The sequence below is a fragment of the Prochlorococcus marinus str. MIT 9201 genome (assembly GCF_000759955.1).
In the GTDB taxonomy this organism is placed as follows: domain Bacteria; phylum Cyanobacteriota; class Cyanobacteriia; order PCC-6307; family Cyanobiaceae; genus Prochlorococcus_A; species Prochlorococcus_A marinus_G.
Genome location: NZ_JNAL01000005.1, coordinates 91,598 through 106,733 on the forward strand (window position 1 = coordinate 91,598; position 15,136 = coordinate 106,733).

16 protein-coding genes are annotated in these 15,136 nt (G+C 31.2%); 7 read left to right on the top strand and 9 right to left on the bottom strand.

The annotated features are described in order from the left end of the window. Window positions 1-67: 67 nt before the first annotated feature. Genes EU95_RS07605 through EU95_RS07585 form a run of 5 tightly spaced genes read left to right on the top strand, consistent with a single transcriptional unit; the run spans window position 68 to window position 2,772 of the window. Complete coding sequence (locus EU95_RS07605; protein WP_032521475.1) at window positions 68-958, top strand: DMT family transporter; 891 nt, start codon at window positions 68-70, stop codon at window positions 956-958. Window positions 959-982: 24 nt separating this feature from the next. Continuing rightward, on the top strand, window positions 983-1,333 hold the full coding sequence (locus EU95_RS07600; RefSeq protein ID WP_032521476.1) for a hypothetical protein: 351 nt from the start codon (window positions 983-985) through the stop codon (window positions 1,331-1,333). Then, window positions 1,334-2,011: a Holliday junction branch migration protein RuvA gene (ruvA, locus tag EU95_RS07595; protein ID WP_032521477.1), complete on the top strand. Its 678-nt coding sequence runs from the start codon at window positions 1,334-1,336 to the stop codon at window positions 2,009-2,011. 32 nt (window positions 2,012-2,043) lie between these two features. After that, window positions 2,044-2,313: a 30S ribosomal protein S15 gene (gene rpsO, locus EU95_RS07590; RefSeq protein WP_032521478.1), complete on the top strand. Its 270-nt coding sequence runs from the start codon at window positions 2,044-2,046 to the stop codon at window positions 2,311-2,313. Window positions 2,314-2,322: 9 nt separating this feature from the next. Continuing rightward, window positions 2,323-2,772, top strand: coding sequence for a PAM68 family protein (locus tag EU95_RS07585; protein WP_032521479.1), 450 nt, complete (start codon window positions 2,323-2,325; stop codon window positions 2,770-2,772). A gap of 1 nt (window position 2,773) precedes the next feature. Here EU95_RS07585 and EU95_RS07580 read toward each other — a convergent pair whose 3' ends face one another. From EU95_RS07580 to EU95_RS07545, 9 genes are all read right to left on the bottom strand, one after another. Next, entirely contained in the window at window positions 2,774-6,271 is a 3,498-nt protein-coding gene (locus EU95_RS07580) for a DNA polymerase III subunit alpha (RefSeq protein ID WP_032521480.1), read from the bottom strand. Between the two features lie 85 nt (window positions 6,272-6,356). Then, window positions 6,357-7,805, bottom strand: a complete 1,449-nt coding sequence (gene gatA / locus EU95_RS07575) for an Asp-tRNA(Asn)/Glu-tRNA(Gln) amidotransferase subunit GatA (protein ID WP_032521482.1) — start codon at window positions 7,803-7,805, stop codon at window positions 6,357-6,359. An 18-nt stretch (window positions 7,806-7,823) separates the two neighbouring features. Continuing rightward, window positions 7,824-8,039, bottom strand: coding sequence for a DUF1816 domain-containing protein (locus EU95_RS07570; protein WP_032521483.1), 216 nt, complete (start codon window positions 8,037-8,039; stop codon window positions 7,824-7,826). A gap of 146 nt (window positions 8,040-8,185) precedes the next feature. Beyond that, complete coding sequence (gene rlmB / locus EU95_RS07565) at window positions 8,186-9,190, bottom strand: 23S rRNA (guanosine(2251)-2'-O)-methyltransferase RlmB (protein WP_032521484.1); 1,005 nt, start codon at window positions 9,188-9,190, stop codon at window positions 8,186-8,188. Window positions 9,191-9,194: 4 nt separating this feature from the next. Beyond that, entirely contained in the window at window positions 9,195-9,593 is a 399-nt protein-coding gene (locus EU95_RS07560) for a ribonuclease III domain-containing protein (RefSeq protein ID WP_032521485.1), read from the bottom strand. Beyond that, window positions 9,590-9,955 (bottom strand): STAS domain-containing protein, encoded by a 366-nt coding sequence (locus tag EU95_RS09380; RefSeq protein WP_072014826.1) that lies wholly within the window; start codon window positions 9,953-9,955, stop codon window positions 9,590-9,592. The genes EU95_RS07560 and EU95_RS09380 overlap by 4 nt, the downstream gene beginning before the upstream one ends. A 64-nt stretch (window positions 9,956-10,019) precedes the next feature. Continuing rightward, entirely contained in the window at window positions 10,020-11,159 is a 1,140-nt protein-coding gene (carA, locus tag EU95_RS07555) for a glutamine-hydrolyzing carbamoyl-phosphate synthase small subunit (RefSeq protein ID WP_032521486.1), read from the bottom strand. 13 nt (window positions 11,160-11,172) lie between these two features. After that, on the bottom strand, window positions 11,173-12,207 hold the full coding sequence (gene trpD / locus EU95_RS07550; protein WP_032521487.1) for an anthranilate phosphoribosyltransferase: 1,035 nt from the start codon (window positions 12,205-12,207) through the stop codon (window positions 11,173-11,175). Between the two features lie 33 nt (window positions 12,208-12,240). Then, the gene (locus tag EU95_RS07545; RefSeq protein ID WP_032521488.1) at window positions 12,241-12,537 is read right to left on the bottom strand and encodes a DUF3288 family protein; all 297 of its coding nucleotides are present in this window, start codon (window positions 12,535-12,537) and stop codon (window positions 12,241-12,243) included. 80 nt (window positions 12,538-12,617) lie between these two features. On the opposite strand from EU95_RS07545, the gene EU95_RS07540 reads away from it, so the two are divergent. Further along, entirely contained in the window at window positions 12,618-14,363 is a 1,746-nt protein-coding gene (locus EU95_RS07540; protein WP_032521489.1) for an ABC transporter ATP-binding protein, read from the top strand. Between the two features lie 38 nt (window positions 14,364-14,401). Further along, window positions 14,402-15,124, top strand: a complete 723-nt coding sequence (gene msrA, locus EU95_RS07535) for a peptide-methionine (S)-S-oxide reductase MsrA (RefSeq protein WP_032521490.1) — start codon at window positions 14,402-14,404, stop codon at window positions 15,122-15,124. Window positions 15,125-15,136: the final 12 nt, after the last annotated feature.

The window sequence follows — 15,136 nt, forward strand, 5'->3', positions numbered from 1 at the left end:
GATTTATTTGTTATAGTTCAAAATCAAATAAGAATCTACTTAATTTCACAATAAAACTATTTTTTAAATGATAGACATCGCAAAATTAGAAAAAAAAATTAATTCATTGAATAAGTTTAATTTGGTCTTTGCCTCATTCTTTTTTAGTTTAATGACTTTATGTGTAAAAAATATTGATAAAAGGATACCTATATATGAATTAGTTTTATTCAGATCATTAATAAGTTTAATAATTACATTATCAATTATTAATTTAAAAAATATAAATCCATGGGGCAAAAATAGACCATTACTTATCCTAAGAGGTGTTTTAGGAACTTTAGCTTTAGTTTGTATTTTTTATGCGATAAGAAATATGCCTCTTAGTATATCTACCGTCATTCAGTACACATATCCTATCTTTATTTCAATATTTGCTGGCATATTTATAAATGAAAAAATAACGCGGAATATATTTTTTGCTTTAATGATTGGCTGGATTGGAATATTAGTGATATTAAATCCAAGTCAGTTATCAAGTATAAAAGTTGAAATTGAAAATTTTTCGATTTTTATAGCATTTCTTGGGGCAATCTGTACTGCATTGGCTTACGTTGCAGTTAAGAAACTTTCATTTACTGAGGATGTTTATGTAATTATTGAATATTTTCCACTTGTTTCTTTTATAACTTTATTGCCAATTGTATTAATCAACTGGGTTACACCAAATTGGAATGAATTAGTTTGGATTATTGGCATTGGTTTATTTACTCAATTAGGTCAAACTTTTTTAACTATAGGTTTAAAAAATTTACCTGCTTCTAAAGCTTCAATAATTAACTATTTACAAGTTTTATTTGGATCAATTTGGGGTGTTTTGTTTTTTAGTGAAATAATAAACATAAATTTTTTATTAGGGGCCTCTTTAGTTTTATTAGGAACTATTATTTCTACAACCAAAATACGTAAAAAGATATAAAATATAAAAAAATCTTGCCTAATGATGAAATTCCTCTTATTTGCATTGTTTTTCTTTTCTCCTTTACTCAAAGTTAATGCATCAACACCGAAAGCTGCGACATGTACAAGAAAAGAATATAGAGAAGAATATATTCCTGGATCACAATCAAGCCCAGGCTACGTTAAAAATTATGTAGTTGATGTAGAAATTCCTTGTGGAGGTGATCAAGCACAAAATGTTGACAATAATGATTGCAGTGAAGGTTCTGTCATTGGAGGTCTCCTTGGTGCCGGAATAGCTCTTTCCTCCACTAGAGGTAAAGATAGATTTTGGGCAGTACCTGCTGCCGGAACTGCAGGAGCACTAATTGGATGTCAGGTGGATGGTGGTTAATTGATTAGTTGGATAAATGGAGAATTAGTTGAATATTGGCAAAATAATCAAAAATTTTTTGTTTTAATAAATTGTCATGGCCTGGGGTATGAAATACAAATACTAGAACCATTTTTTCTCAAATTAAAAAAAAATCAGATATCCAATAAAAATATTATTCTTTGGATAAAACATATTAAGAAAGAAGATTCAGATTTACTATTTGGTTTTACATCAAAGGATCAAAAAAAATTTTTTATTGAAATTATAAATATTCGAGGTATTGGTTCCCAAATTGGTATGGGGATATTAAATAAATTTTCTATCAGTGAATTAAACGATGCCATTAATACACAAAATAAAAAATTAATTTGTACAGTTCCTGGTATAGGACAAAAAATGAGCGAGCGTTTGATTTTAGAATTAAAAAGTAAATTTAAAAAAGAATTTCAAATCAATAATGAAAAAAGCAAAGATATATTTCAAATTAAAGATAATGAAATCAAAAAAATAGTGGAGGATCTTAATTTAACTCTAAGCTCATTAAATTACACTAAAAATCAAATAAAAAGTATTTTGCCTCTTATCATTAAAGAAACAGATGACTTTAAGAAAAAAGAAAAAAACATATCATTTGAAAATCTATTAAAACTCGCTATGAATCACCTTGATAATGATAGTAGTAATATAGGTAGATAACGTAGTAGAATAAATTTAAGATAATTAATTTTATGTCATTAGATACAGCTGAGAAACAAAAGCTTATTGAAACCCATCAAGTACATGCAACTGATACGGGTTCAGTAGAAGTTCAAGTTGCAATCCTTTCAAAAAGAATTTCAAAATTAAGTGACCATTTACAAGGCAACATTCATGATTTTGCGTCAAGGCAAGGATTATTAAAAATGATTGGTAAAAGAAAAAGATTACTATCTTACATAAAAGAAAAAAATATACAAAAATATCAAGATCTTGTAAAGAAAATTGGAATCAGAGGATGATTTCCATCTATGAAAAAAAAACAATCCAAAAAAAATATAAGTAAAAAAAAGAAAAAAAACATATCTCAGACAACAGCTTTTGCAAATTTAGAAACAAAATCAGAAACAATAATTACTCCAAAGAAATCTTCAAGTGGAATCCCAAAATATGTAGCTGATAGGATGGCAAGAAGAATTTTCTTCACCGCAGGAATACCTACTATCTTAGGTATGTCAGTATTTATTGTGAGCTACATTATCGTTACTAGAAATATTGCTGAAATACCTCCATCTTCAACAATTGCAATTTCTGCATTGTTTTTTTTGCTAGGTCTTGCAGGATTGAGCTTTGGAATATTATCAGCTAGTTGGGATAAGGAGCCTGGATCTTTTTTCGGGATTGAAAATATTCCAATGAACATACAAAGAGCAAAAGCAGCATTCAAACCTGCGACCCAGAATTTTGATGAGAATAGTTAATCTAAGAAACTAATGATTTCAAATTAACTTGGAATGATTTATCTTCTAATAATTTGCATACTCCTTGAATATCTCCAATACAGAATTGTTCCCCAAATTTAACGTAAGTAATGCTGTTTTTATTTCTTACCGCAGCTAATACTGGAATCTTGACTCCACATTTGTCTTTTTCTGGCTTAAATTTAGTTAAACATTCTCTTAGCGTATTTTGTACTCTTACATCTGATGCTTGATTGCTTTCAAGATTGATTATAAGCAACTTAAGATTATCTATTTCCCTACAATCATCAATTATTAATTGGGTTTTATCACTTTTTTTATCTATAGTTCCCCAAAACAATAACCTAGTATCAGTCAAAAGAAATTCTGATAATCTTAAATAGGTTTTAGGGAAAACAATAGCTTCACAACTTCCTGAAAGATCTTCAAGCTGTACTATAGCCATTCTATCCCCTTTTCTCGTTGTGATTTGTTTCAATTCAGGGATCATCCCAACTAGAGAAACCTTTGTTTTATCCTTAGTTTCTTCTAACTGCGAAATACTGATCGGAGATACAAGTTTTGCTGGTTTTGCCAAATGCTTTAGAGGATGATCAGATAAATAGAATCCCAAAAGTTGCTTTTCTAATCTCAACTTCTCAATGAGTGAATAATCCTCTACCTTAACTAGTTGTTTATCAGTAAATGTAACGCTTGAAAATTCCTCTTTAGAATCAAATAGATTTCCTTGACCAGATAACCTATCACGGTTTCGTGAAGAAGCCCACTCAATGACATGTTCAAGATCTGACAACAATTGAGCTCTATTTTTATCATTTGAAAACTCATCAAGGGCACCACAGTGAATTAGAGATTCAAGGTTTCTTTTATTAAGAAGATTAGAAGGTAAACGATCACACAAATCTGATAAAGAAGTAAAACTACCATATTCATTACGATTTTTAATTATATTTTTTATTGCAGAATCTCCTAGATTCTTAATTGCAGAAAGACCAAATAGAATCTGATTATTTTTTATAGTGAAATCAATACCAGAAAAATTAATACTAGGTGAAATAACCTCTATTCCCATCGAATAACAATTAGAAATATATCTTTGCATCTTGTCTGTTGAACCAGAATTAACACTTAAGAGGGCTGCCATATATGCGACAGGATAATGAGCTTTTAAAAAAGCTGTTTGGTAAGTTACTGCACCATAAGCGGTTGAGTGGCTTTTATTGAAACAATATTCTGCAAATAAAACCATTTGATCAAAAAGATCATTAGCTAATTTATCATTAACGCCCTTTTTCATAGAACCTTCTACAAAAATATTCCTGTGTTTAACCATCTCTGATACTTTCTTTTTTCCCATTGCTCGTCGAAGTAAATCAGCATCTCCGAGGGAATAACCCGCTAAGTCTTGAGCAATTTTCATGATTTGTTCTTGGTAAACCATTATTCCATAGGTTTCAGTAAGAATTGACTTTATAAAAGGGTGAGGGAAATCAACCTTTTCATTGCCATTTTTTCGATTTATGAATTTAGGTATAAGGCCAGCATCAAGTGGACCTGGTCTATATAGAGCGAGAATAGATGAAATATCCTCAAGAGAATTAGGTTTAAAGTCCTTTACAACCTGCTTCATCCCAGAAGATTCAAGTTGAAATATACCTTCAAGATCTCCTCTCCCAATAAGTTCAAAGGTTTTACAGTCATTTTGAGGTAACTCATCAACATTTATTATCTTTCCAGTAGATTCATTAATAAGAGAAACTGTTTTTTCAATCATAGTAAGATTCTTAAGACCCAAGAAATCCATTTTCAATAACCCAAGTGATTCAATATCATCCATAGAATATTGAGTTATTATTTGTCCTTCATTATTCCTTTGTAAAGGGACAAGTTCATCAAGAGGATCAGATGCAATAACGACTCCTGCAGCATGAACCCCATATGTTTTATTAGTTCCCTCAATTCTTAGAGCCAAATCGATCCATCTTTTAACTTTATCGTCATTAATGTATTTACCCCTAAACTCTTGACTTGGAGAATTCTTATCGATCATTTCCTTTAATTTAAAAGGTTTTCCCCTGACAACTGGTATTAACTTGGCTAGTTTATCTGCCTCTCCATAAGGAATATCTAAAACTCTTGCAACATCTTTTAAAACCGCTTTAGAAGTCATTTTATTGAAAGTAATTATTTGCGCTACTTTATCCTCTCCATATCGATTAGTTACATAATCAATAACTTCATTTCTTCTTTCAATACAAAAGTCTGTATCAATATCTGGCATAGACTTTCTTGCAGGGTTTAAAAATCTTTCAAACAGCAGTCCATGCTCAACAGGATCTATATTTGTGATTTGAAGAGCATAGGCCACTAGTGAACCTGCTGCAGAACCTCTTCCTGGTCCAACAGGGATACAGTTATCTCTAGCAAATTTGATATAGTCCCAAACAACCAAAAAATAATCAGGAAACCCCATATCTTTTATGATTTTCAATTCCGAAGATAGTCTTTTTTTATAAATTTCATCAATTTCTGTAAGTTCGTTTTTTTTGAGTCTTTTCAACAGACCCTCATTAGATAATTGAGTAAGCAGAGAAAATGAGTCTTTGTCTCGGCTAAGAGGGAATTTTGGCATTCTATATTTACCAAACAAATCAAAAACTTCGATTTTTTTTGAAATTTCGACTGTATTGTTCACTGCCTCTATAATTGATTCATCATCTATGTGATCTTTAAAAAGTTCAAGCATTTCGCTTTCACTTTTAATGTATTCTGTACCGGTATATCTCAATCTTTTTTCATCGCTTATTAATTTCCCCGTTAATACACAAAGTAAAGCATCATGTGATTCAACATCCATATTTGATACATAGTGAGCATCATTAGTAGCAATGACTTTTATTTGATGTTTCTTCCCAATTTTTATTAGTTCAACGTTAACAATTCTATCCTCAATAGAGCCGTGATCTTGTATTTCTAGATAAAAATCATCTGCAAATAATTTTTTATACCAAAGAGCTATATCCTCTGCAACATCTAATCTTCCTTTTAGGATTGCCTGAGGTATTTCTCCGCCAAGACAAGCTGTAGAAACGATAAGACCTTCATTGTATTTATTTAAAAGAAATTTATCAATACATGGCCTGGAAAAAATACCACGACCTCTCATTCCATTTAAATGACTAATTGTTGTTAACTTTACGAGGTTCTTATAGCCAATATGATTTTTTGCTAATACCACTAAATGATATCTTTTTTCTTTTTTAGGTTGAGGGTCATCAATAGAACCATTAATCACATACATTTCGTTACCAATGATCGGCTTTATACCTTTTTCCTTACACTTTTTGACTAAATCAAGTACTCCATACATAACTCCATGATCGGTGAGAGCGATGGAATCCATTCCAAGATCAAAGGCTCTATCAACAATTTTGGATATTTGACTTGCGCCATCAAGCAAACTGTAGTCACTATGATTATGAAGCGGAACGAAACCCATTTTCAATTAATTTATATATATAAAATAGAGAAATTTAAAAAAAAATCTATACTTTCTGATAACAAATTAATTATTAATACAACTTTTAGAATAAAGGTCTATTTTTAACTACTTGAGCATCGATTTCAAAAATATTAGCTGCATTCAATATCTTATTTTCTTCTAGTACATCTCCTATTAATTGAAGTCCTATAGGTAATCCTTTTGTATCAAAACCACAAGGAATACTGATGGCTGGTAGTCCGGCCAAATTAGCTGGAACAGTTAATAGATCAGAAAGATACATAGAAAGAGGATCATTTACAAAGTCACCCTTCAAAAAAGCTGTAGTAGGACAAGTTGGTGTTAATAAAATATCTACTTTTTGAAAAGCATTATCAAAATCTTTTCTTATTAGAGTTCTAACCTTTTGTGCTTTCTTATAGTATGCATCGCTGTATCCAGCTGACAAAGCATATGTACCTATCAAGATTCTTCTTTGAACTTCATCTCCAAATCCTTCAGCTCTGCTTTTAGAAGTCATCTCTAGAAGATTAGAACATTCGTTCGACCTGTAACCATATTTAACTCCATCGTATCTGGCTAAATTTGCTGATGCTTCAGATGGCGCAATTACGTAGTAAGTAGCAATTCCATCGTTAAATCTAGGACATTCAACTTCATAAATTTCAGCTCCTAAAGTTTTGAATCTATCAACTCCTGAGAGAACAGATTCCTTAACTTCTGGATTAAGGCCTGGGTGTTCAAAACATTCTTTAATGATTCCTATTTTTAAACCCTTTATAGATTTATTTAAATCAGTCAAATAATTTGGCACTGGCTTATCAAGACATGTTGAATCTAGGGGGTCTTTACCAGAAATTGAATAAAGAATTTCAGCAGCATCTGAGACAGTATTTGTAATTGGGCCAATTTGATCGAGAGAACTAGCAAATGCTACCAGTCCCCATCTGCTAACTCTGCCATAAGTTGGTTTAAGACCTACGACACCGCAAAAGGAAGCTGGTTGTCTTATTGAACCTCCTGTATCAGAACCTATAGCTGCGGCACAAAATCCAGCGGCAACTGAAGCAGCACTACCACCTGAACTTCCTCCTGGAACTCTATTGATATCCCAAGGATTTGAGGTGACACCAAATACAGAAGTTTCTGTTGAACTACCCATTGCAAATTCATCTAAATTTGTTTTTCCTAAACAAATTCCACCTGAAGACCATAATTTACTCGAGGCCGTAGATTCATAAGGAGCAACAAAGCTTTTGAGCATTTTACTTGCACAAGTTGTTACAACACCTTTAGTGCATATATTATCCTTTATCGCTATTGGCATCCCCGCAAGAGGAGGAAGTTTTTCTTTATTTTGAATTAATTTATCTATGTTTTCAGCTTGGGCTATTGCATTTTCTTTTGTAGTGCAAATATATGAGTTAATTTCAGGATCTTTATGATCGATTTTGGCAAAAATATCATTAACTAATTCCTTAACAGAAATATTATTTCCAATAATATCCTTTCTTAAAGAATTAAAATTCATTTCTTAAAATTAAAGTTATCAAACAGTTAGGGGTTCTTCTTTTTTGCAGCGAATCAAACTATGTTTAATATTTTTGGAACCTTCATCAGAAAGATCTTTAATAAAAGAAGACATATTTTCTTTTAGACTACGTTTAGTAATGAAAGGTCCAAACCAGTATGTGCCCTTAGGCTGTTCTGTCTCAATCTTAGCCCACCAAGCTAATCCGAGTTTGTTTCCAAAATTTCTAATCAAGTTTATTGGCCTATAAGACCATCAATTCTTGTTAAATTCTATACAATTTTGTAGTGAAAATTCAATAAATTTTTATTAATCACATAAATATATGGAAACAACAACATTTTAGAAGTATTTAATAGTAGTGATTTTTAAAAAATAAATTATTTACTTGTTAAGTGAAATAGTGATATAGCGGCTGCCACAGAGGCATTTAAACTTGATGTCTTACCTTTAAGAGGAATGTTTAATAAAAAATCGCATTTTTTTTGAGTAAGCAAAGATATCCCTTTATCTTCAGAGCCCACTATGAGTACCAAGGGTCCTTTCTCTAGAAAATTTGAGATAGATAATCGACCATCTCCAGACAAACCAACAATAAGAAAACCATTTTTCTTAAGCGCCTCAAGTGCTCTATTTAGGTTAACAACTCTACTTACTTTTAAGTGTTCTAAGGCTCCTGCAGCTACCTTGGCGACTGTTCCAGTCAATCCAGCAGATCTTCTCTGAGGAATGATTATGCCCTTGCAATAAAATGCTTCTGCTGATCTTATAATTGCACCAACATTATGTGGATCAGTTATACCGTCTAATGCAAGTAATATGGGATTTGCACAGTTGTGTTTAGAAAAATCGATTAATTTTTCTAGGGATATTGTTTTAGAACATGCTAACTGCAATGCCACACCTTGATGTGTAGCGCCATAAGTCAATTGCGAAAGCCTATTCCAAGAAACTTCTTCAATTAGGACTCCTTTTGATTTAAAGTCCTTAAGCAAAGTATAAAATTTATCTGAGGAAAAGATTTCAGAAGTACACCAAATCCTATTAATCGCTCTTTCGCTACGAAGAGCCTCAAAAACTGAATGTTTACCCCATATCCAATCATCAAAATTTCTCTTAGTTATAAACTCTTGAGGATTATCATGATTTTTATTTGAAAATTCTGTATTAGATTTAGATATAGGCTTTCTTCTTTTTAAAAATGTAGAAGTATTATTATCATTTTTTTTAAAATTCTCATAATTGTTATGTTTTACCGAATTGTTCAAAAATTTTTCATTTTTCTCTGAACGATTTGTATTTTTTGAGTTAAAACCAAAGTCAGATTTTTTTTTATAATCTTTGTTATTTTTCCCTGGGAATTTTCTTTTAGAGGAGTTTTTCATTAGTTTAATTCATTTTTAATTCTAAATATTCAAAAAGTATTGATAATCTTTGAGGATCTTTTAAAAATAACCAGCCAACGAGAGTTTCAAAACCAGTAGCTCTGGAGTATATGGAAGGGTCTGAAGACTTTGGATATCTCTTTGTTTTATTTCTAGCACGCCTTATTAGATCAATTTCATTTGAATTTAATAAATGTTCAATTTGACCTAAAGATTTTGATTGAGATTTTGCCTTTACTTCGTTTACTACAGATAAATGGAGATCTTTAGATTTTAAAGGTAAATGAACATGTCTTAGTCTTTGGTGAAGCTCCCATACAGAATCTCCAAGCCAAGCAAGTTGAATAACACCTATATCCTCGGGTGATCCATATGGAACCAAGTTTTGAATCCAATAATTCAATTTTTTAAAAAATTTAATGCATCTTCAAGGCTTGACTTCAAGTTAAGAAAATCCCCTAAACGAACAAGTTTGATTGTTTGGGCAACTCTAGAATTGCCAACGACGGAAAACCCAAGTTTCGACTTTTTACATTCTTTAGCTGTCTGAACAAGTGCTCCAAGGCCCGATGAATCTAAAAAATCTATTTTTGTGAGATCAATAACGAATGAAAGCTGATTTTTTAAATTATTTGTAACAAACGTCTTAAATTGTTTTTCTGAAAAAGCATCAAGTTGGCCTTTAAAAGTAAAAACAATAATGTTTGTTTTAACCTCAAGGTTTCCTCTTAAAGAAACCGTTAACTTCTGGAAATCTTCTATGATCTAGTACCCCCCAAAAAAAATTAATATATCAAATGTAATTATCAAATCAAAAGAAAGCAATATGTCAACATCTTTCTAACATTAGAGAAACAAATTTTTTAAATAAATAATCTGAATCATGAGGACCTGGTCCTGCTTCTGGATGATATTGCACACTAAAAATTGGCTTATCATTAACTTCCAAACCAGCCACGGTATTATCGTTAAGGTTATAGTGGGTTATTCTTACTATGTCTTTTGATAGAGAATTAGGATCAATAGCAAAACCATGGTTCTGACTAGTTATCTCAATGTTATTATTTTCGCCACAAGGGTGATTTAAACCACGATGCCCAAAAGGTAATTTAAAGGTTGAACCTCCTAATGCCAATCCAAATATTTGGTGTCCAAGGCAAATACCAAACATAGGTATTTCACCATATTCAATAAGTGATCTTGCTAAGTCTATACCTTCTGAAACAGAAGAAGGATCGCCTGGACCATTTGAAAAAAATATACCATCCGGATTTTTAGATAGAACTTCTTTAAGAGAAGATCGCGAAGGGAAAACCAAGACTTCACAACCATGGGATACAAGTCTATTTAGAATTGAGTTTTTAATTCCAAAATCAATTGCTACTATTTTTAATTTTTTAGAAGATTCAGAATATCTTTTCCTTAAATCAAAAATTGTTTGTGTATGACTTTTCCATAAATATTGTTGCTTTGTTGAAACTACTTTTGATAAGTTTAATCCCTCCATCTTTGGCGTGTCATGAATTATCTTTAAACAACTTTCATCAGTTTTATCTAGAGAGGTAATAACTCCATTCATCGCACCACTTGATCTTAAAATTTTAACAAGGGCTCTTGTATCAATACCATAAAGTCCTATGATATTTTTTTCCCATAACCATTGATTAAAACTCTTTTTAGATCTCCAATTGCTGTTATTAGATGAAAAATTTCTAACAATTATTCCTTTAACATTAATGTTAGATTCTGAATCCTCCAAGTTAACACCAGTATTCCCAATCTCTGGATAAGTGAATGTTAATATTTGTCCGTAATAACTTGGATCAGTAATTACCTCTTGATATCCAGTCATTCCCGTATTAAAAACTATTTCACCAACGGCTGTACCAGTAGCACCAAAAAAGAATCCTGGGAATACAATTCCATTACTTAAAACTAATTTCGCGTTTTTCTTATATTGATTAATCATCAATTTAAATAAATTAATTGTCGGATAAATAATTTTTTAAGAGTAAAAACTTTTTCCAAGGATCTCCTTGATTAATTGAAAATAAAGCTTTATTAAATCCTTCATTTAAATCATCCTCAATTCCTGCTGCCCAAAGAACTAAAGCAGCATTCAAGGCAACGACATTTATATGAGATTTTTTTCCAGAACCATTTAAAACAGACATTAATATTTCCTCATTAGACTCATGATCAGAAACTACAAGCTCTTCGTTAGCGATATTTTCATGGTTAAAATCTGAAATATTTAATCCTGAAAATATCAATTCACCATTTTGAACAAAAACTAATTTATTTTCTCCTTGAAGCGAAGCTTCATCAAGGCCACCAGAACCATGGACTACTATTGCTCTATTCATACCCATTTTTAAAAGAGCTTTTCCCATTGGTTTTAAAAGATCCTCAGAAGCAACACCCAAAACTTGCGCATTGGGGCGTAAAGGATTTACCAACGGCCCAAGCTGATTAAATACTGTTCTTATTCCAAGGGTCTTTCTTAATGGAGCAAGTTTTATTAATGATTTATGCCAAACAGGTGCGAACAGAAAAGTTATTCCAATCTCACTTACAGCTTTGATTACTTTTTCTAATGAACAATTTAGATTCAAATCAAGATTCAACAAAACATCAGCTGAGCCAACTTTCCCACTAGCGCTTTTATTGCCATGTTTTGCAATTTTAACTCCACAAGATGCAGCTACAAAAGCTACTGCAGTTGAGATATTAAAAGTATTAGCTCCATCACCTCCTGTTCCACAAGTATCTACCAAATATATATTTGGTCTTGCTACTGGCAATTTGCAAACATTTAATAGTTCCTCAGCCATAGAACTTAGTTCTACACCTGTACAGCTCTTGGCTCTAAAAGCACTCAAAAAAGCTCCTGTTTCAACTTCCGAGATTTCATCATTAAGCCATCTTTTCATTAAAGATCTAGAAGTTAAATCATCAAGGTTCCTTCCCTCTAACAAATTATTTAGGATTTCAGCGTTTGATAAATTAGAAAACATTTATTTATTAAAGAAAAATTATGCAAATAAAATTTAATTTGAGGTATCAAAACCCGAGCCAACTAAATCTTTATTTGTATTAGAAGGCCTGAAGCTTTTTGACCAAATATTTTTTGTTTTTGAAAAAAGTTCTTTTTTAGTGATTTTCCAAAATTTTAGAATTTTTTCAATATCATTTTTAATTTCAATTTCGCCAGGAAAATTGTTATAACGATTTATTAACCTAGCCAAATTTATGTAGTCAAGATCCTCTGGTATTTTTTTAGTGATAAGGGAATCTATAATGTTTTTGTCGGTTTCATGTAATGGATGAGTTTGCTCGTTACCCATAAATAAATACTGAATCATTTATAAAATTAGCTCACATATTCAAAAATGAAACATTATCTTAATCATATCGGCAAAATAAAATGAAGAATTTAAAGTTAAAAGTTATATTTAAATACCTAAGACCATATAAAAAAGAATTCTTATATGGAGCATTAGCTCTATTAGTAGTAAATATATTAAGTGTAGTAATTCCCTTAGAGGTAAAAAACATAATTGACCAACTACAAAATGGGTTTTCTTCTGATTTTGTAATTTCTAAATCATTATGGTTAATTTTTTTAGCGACTATTATGGGTTTAATAAGATTAATTTCAAGACAGATTGTCTTTGGCATTGGTAGAAAAGTTGAGGTAAACCTACGTCAAAAACTTTTCGACCATTTACTAATTCAAGACCCAGAATGGATCCAAAAAAAAGGAAGTGGAGACATTATAAGTAGAGCTACAAGCGATGTTGAAAATATCAGAAGACTTTTAGGATTTACAGTTTTAAGCTTATGCAACATTGTCTTAGCTTATTCATTCACTATTCCTTCAATGTTTTCGATTAATAAAACATTAACAATATCAGCGTTAATGATATTTCCATTAATCCTTGGAATTGTTAGTCTATTCGGTGGCAGAATGGTTAATCAAAGAAAAGCTCAACAAGAATCATTATCTAAACTTAGTGATCTTATACAAGAAGATCTTTCTGGCATAAGTGCCATCAAAATTTATGCACAAGAGAATGCTGAGAAAAAAGAATTTAGCATGTACAATAATGACTACCGAAATTCAGCAATAAAACTTGCTAGAACAGCGAGTACCCTATTCCCATTGTTGCAAGGTATTTCGTCTATTTCATTATTGATTTTATTATCTTTAGGAACTTATCAACTAGAGAGTGGATTTATTTCGATAGGTGGTTTAGTAGCATTAATTCTTTACGTAGAAAGACTTGTATTCCCAACAGCTCTGTTAGGTTTTACCTTAAATACTTTTCAACTCGGCCAAGTAAGTTTAGATCGCGTGGAAGAAATATTTCAAAACAATCCAAATATTGTAGATAAAGCGGACACTAAATTTTTAAAAAGTAAGATTAAAGGCTTGTTAGAAGCAAAAAGTCTAACGATAAAGTATCCAGGATCAAAATTTAATTCATTAAATGGACTCAATTTTAAAATTTATCCTGGAGAACTTATTGCAATAGTTGGTCCAGTAGGTTGTGGCAAGACAACATTAGCGAAATCTCTTGGAAGAACTATTGAAATTCCTGACAATCAATTATTTTTGGATGAAATTGATGTAAAAACTTTAAAATTAAGTGATCTTAGAAAAAATATTTCAATCGTTCCTCAAGAAGCATTCTTATTTACCTCTTCAATCTCGGAAAATCTAAGTTTTGGGGAACCCAAAGCTTCTAAATTTTTAATTAAAGAGAGCGCCACAAAAGCTGGTTTGATTGACGATATCAATAGTTTTCCTGAAAGGTTTAAAACTATTGTTGGTGAAAGAGGTATTACATTAAGCGGTGGACAAAGGCAAAGAACTGCACTAGGAAGAGCACTACTTGTTAATTCGCCAATTGTAGTTCTTGATGATGCTTTAGCAAGCGTTGATAATAAAACAGCATCAAAAATAATAGATGAAATGAGTAATAGAAGTAATAAGACAATCATAATGATTAGTCACCAACTTTCTGTTGCAGCTACTTGTGATAGGGTTTTAGTAATGGATAAAGGAGAAATAGTACAAGAAGGGTGCCATAACGATTTAGTAAAAGAGAATGGGCTATATAAACAACTTTGGGAAAGAGAACTAGCTACCAAAATTGTTAAAAGCTAAAACTTAATATTTTTACTTATAATAAATAAACTTAAATTATGTTTAAATTCCTAAAAGCCCTTATGAATAATAAAGAATCAACTATAACTAATAATATTAATTCAGTTCATAGAATACTAAAAACAGATATAAAAAAAGAACCTTATATTGAAGAAGATGAAATAATTTTTGGGTGTGGTTGTTTCTGGGGAGCTGAAAAATGCTTCTGGAAACTACCAGGAGTTGTTACAACTTCTGTGGGTTATGCTGGTGGCAAAAAAAACAATCCTACTTATTATGAGGTATGTTCTGGATTAACTGGTCACTCTGAAGTAGTAAGAGTTATTTGGGATAAAAGTAAAATAGATATAAGTGATTTATTAAAAATGTTTTGGGAATGTCATGACCCTACACAAATTAATAGACAAGGAAATGATATTGGTACTCAATATAGGTCAGCAATATTTTATAAAAATGAAAAAAATTTAGAAACTATAATAGCCAGTAAAGAAGAATATCAAAAAGAATTAAGTAAAAATAATTTCGGTTTAATTCAAACAGAAATAAAGATGATAGACACCTATTTTTATGCAGAACAGTACCATCAACAATATCTTGCATCCCCAGGCAGCAGGCAGTATTGTTCTGCTTCTCCTACGAAAGTTAAGTTAGGAAATTTCGTTGGGAGTAATTTCAAATTAAAGGAATATATCTGGGAAAACTTTAATTGGGAAGTTGATAAATGCGTATTGAGATCTGATAACAATCCTATAAAGAATTAAGATTTAGATCGA

What these genes read in the sequence shown, in the direction of transcription:
- EU95_RS07605 (WP_032521475.1), top strand. Translation starts at nt 68, where the DNA reads ATGATAGACATCGCAAAATTAGAAAAAAAAATTAATTCATTGAATAAG.
- EU95_RS07600 (WP_032521476.1), top strand. Translation starts at nt 983, where the DNA reads ATGAAATTCCTCTTATTTGCATTGTTTTTCTTTTCTCCTTTACTCAAA.
- rpsO (WP_032521478.1), top strand. Translation starts at nt 2,044, where the DNA reads ATGTCATTAGATACAGCTGAGAAACAAAAGCTTATTGAAACCCATCAA.
- EU95_RS07585 (WP_032521479.1), top strand. Translation starts at nt 2,323, where the DNA reads ATGAAAAAAAAACAATCCAAAAAAAATATAAGTAAAAAAAAGAAAAAA.
- EU95_RS07580 (WP_032521480.1), bottom strand. Translation starts at nt 6,271, where the DNA reads ATGGGTTTCGTTCCGCTTCATAATCATAGTGACTACAGTTTGCTTGAT.
- gatA (WP_032521482.1), bottom strand. Translation starts at nt 7,805, where the DNA reads ATGAATTTTAATTCTTTAAGAAAGGATATTATTGGAAATAATATTTCT.
- rlmB (WP_032521484.1), bottom strand. Translation starts at nt 9,190, where the DNA reads ATGAAAAACTCCTCTAAAAGAAAATTCCCAGGGAAAAATAACAAAGAT.
- carA (WP_032521486.1), bottom strand. Translation starts at nt 11,159, where the DNA reads ATGATTAATCAATATAAGAAAAACGCGAAATTAGTTTTAAGTAATGGA.
- trpD (WP_032521487.1), bottom strand. Translation starts at nt 12,207, where the DNA reads ATGTTTTCTAATTTATCAAACGCTGAAATCCTAAATAATTTGTTAGAG.
- EU95_RS07545 (WP_032521488.1), bottom strand. Translation starts at nt 12,537, where the DNA reads ATGGGTAACGAGCAAACTCATCCATTACATGAAACCGACAAAAACATT.
- EU95_RS07540 (WP_032521489.1), top strand. Translation starts at nt 12,618, where the DNA reads ATGAAGAATTTAAAGTTAAAAGTTATATTTAAATACCTAAGACCATAT.
- msrA (WP_032521490.1), top strand. Translation starts at nt 14,402, where the DNA reads ATGTTTAAATTCCTAAAAGCCCTTATGAATAATAAAGAATCAACTATA.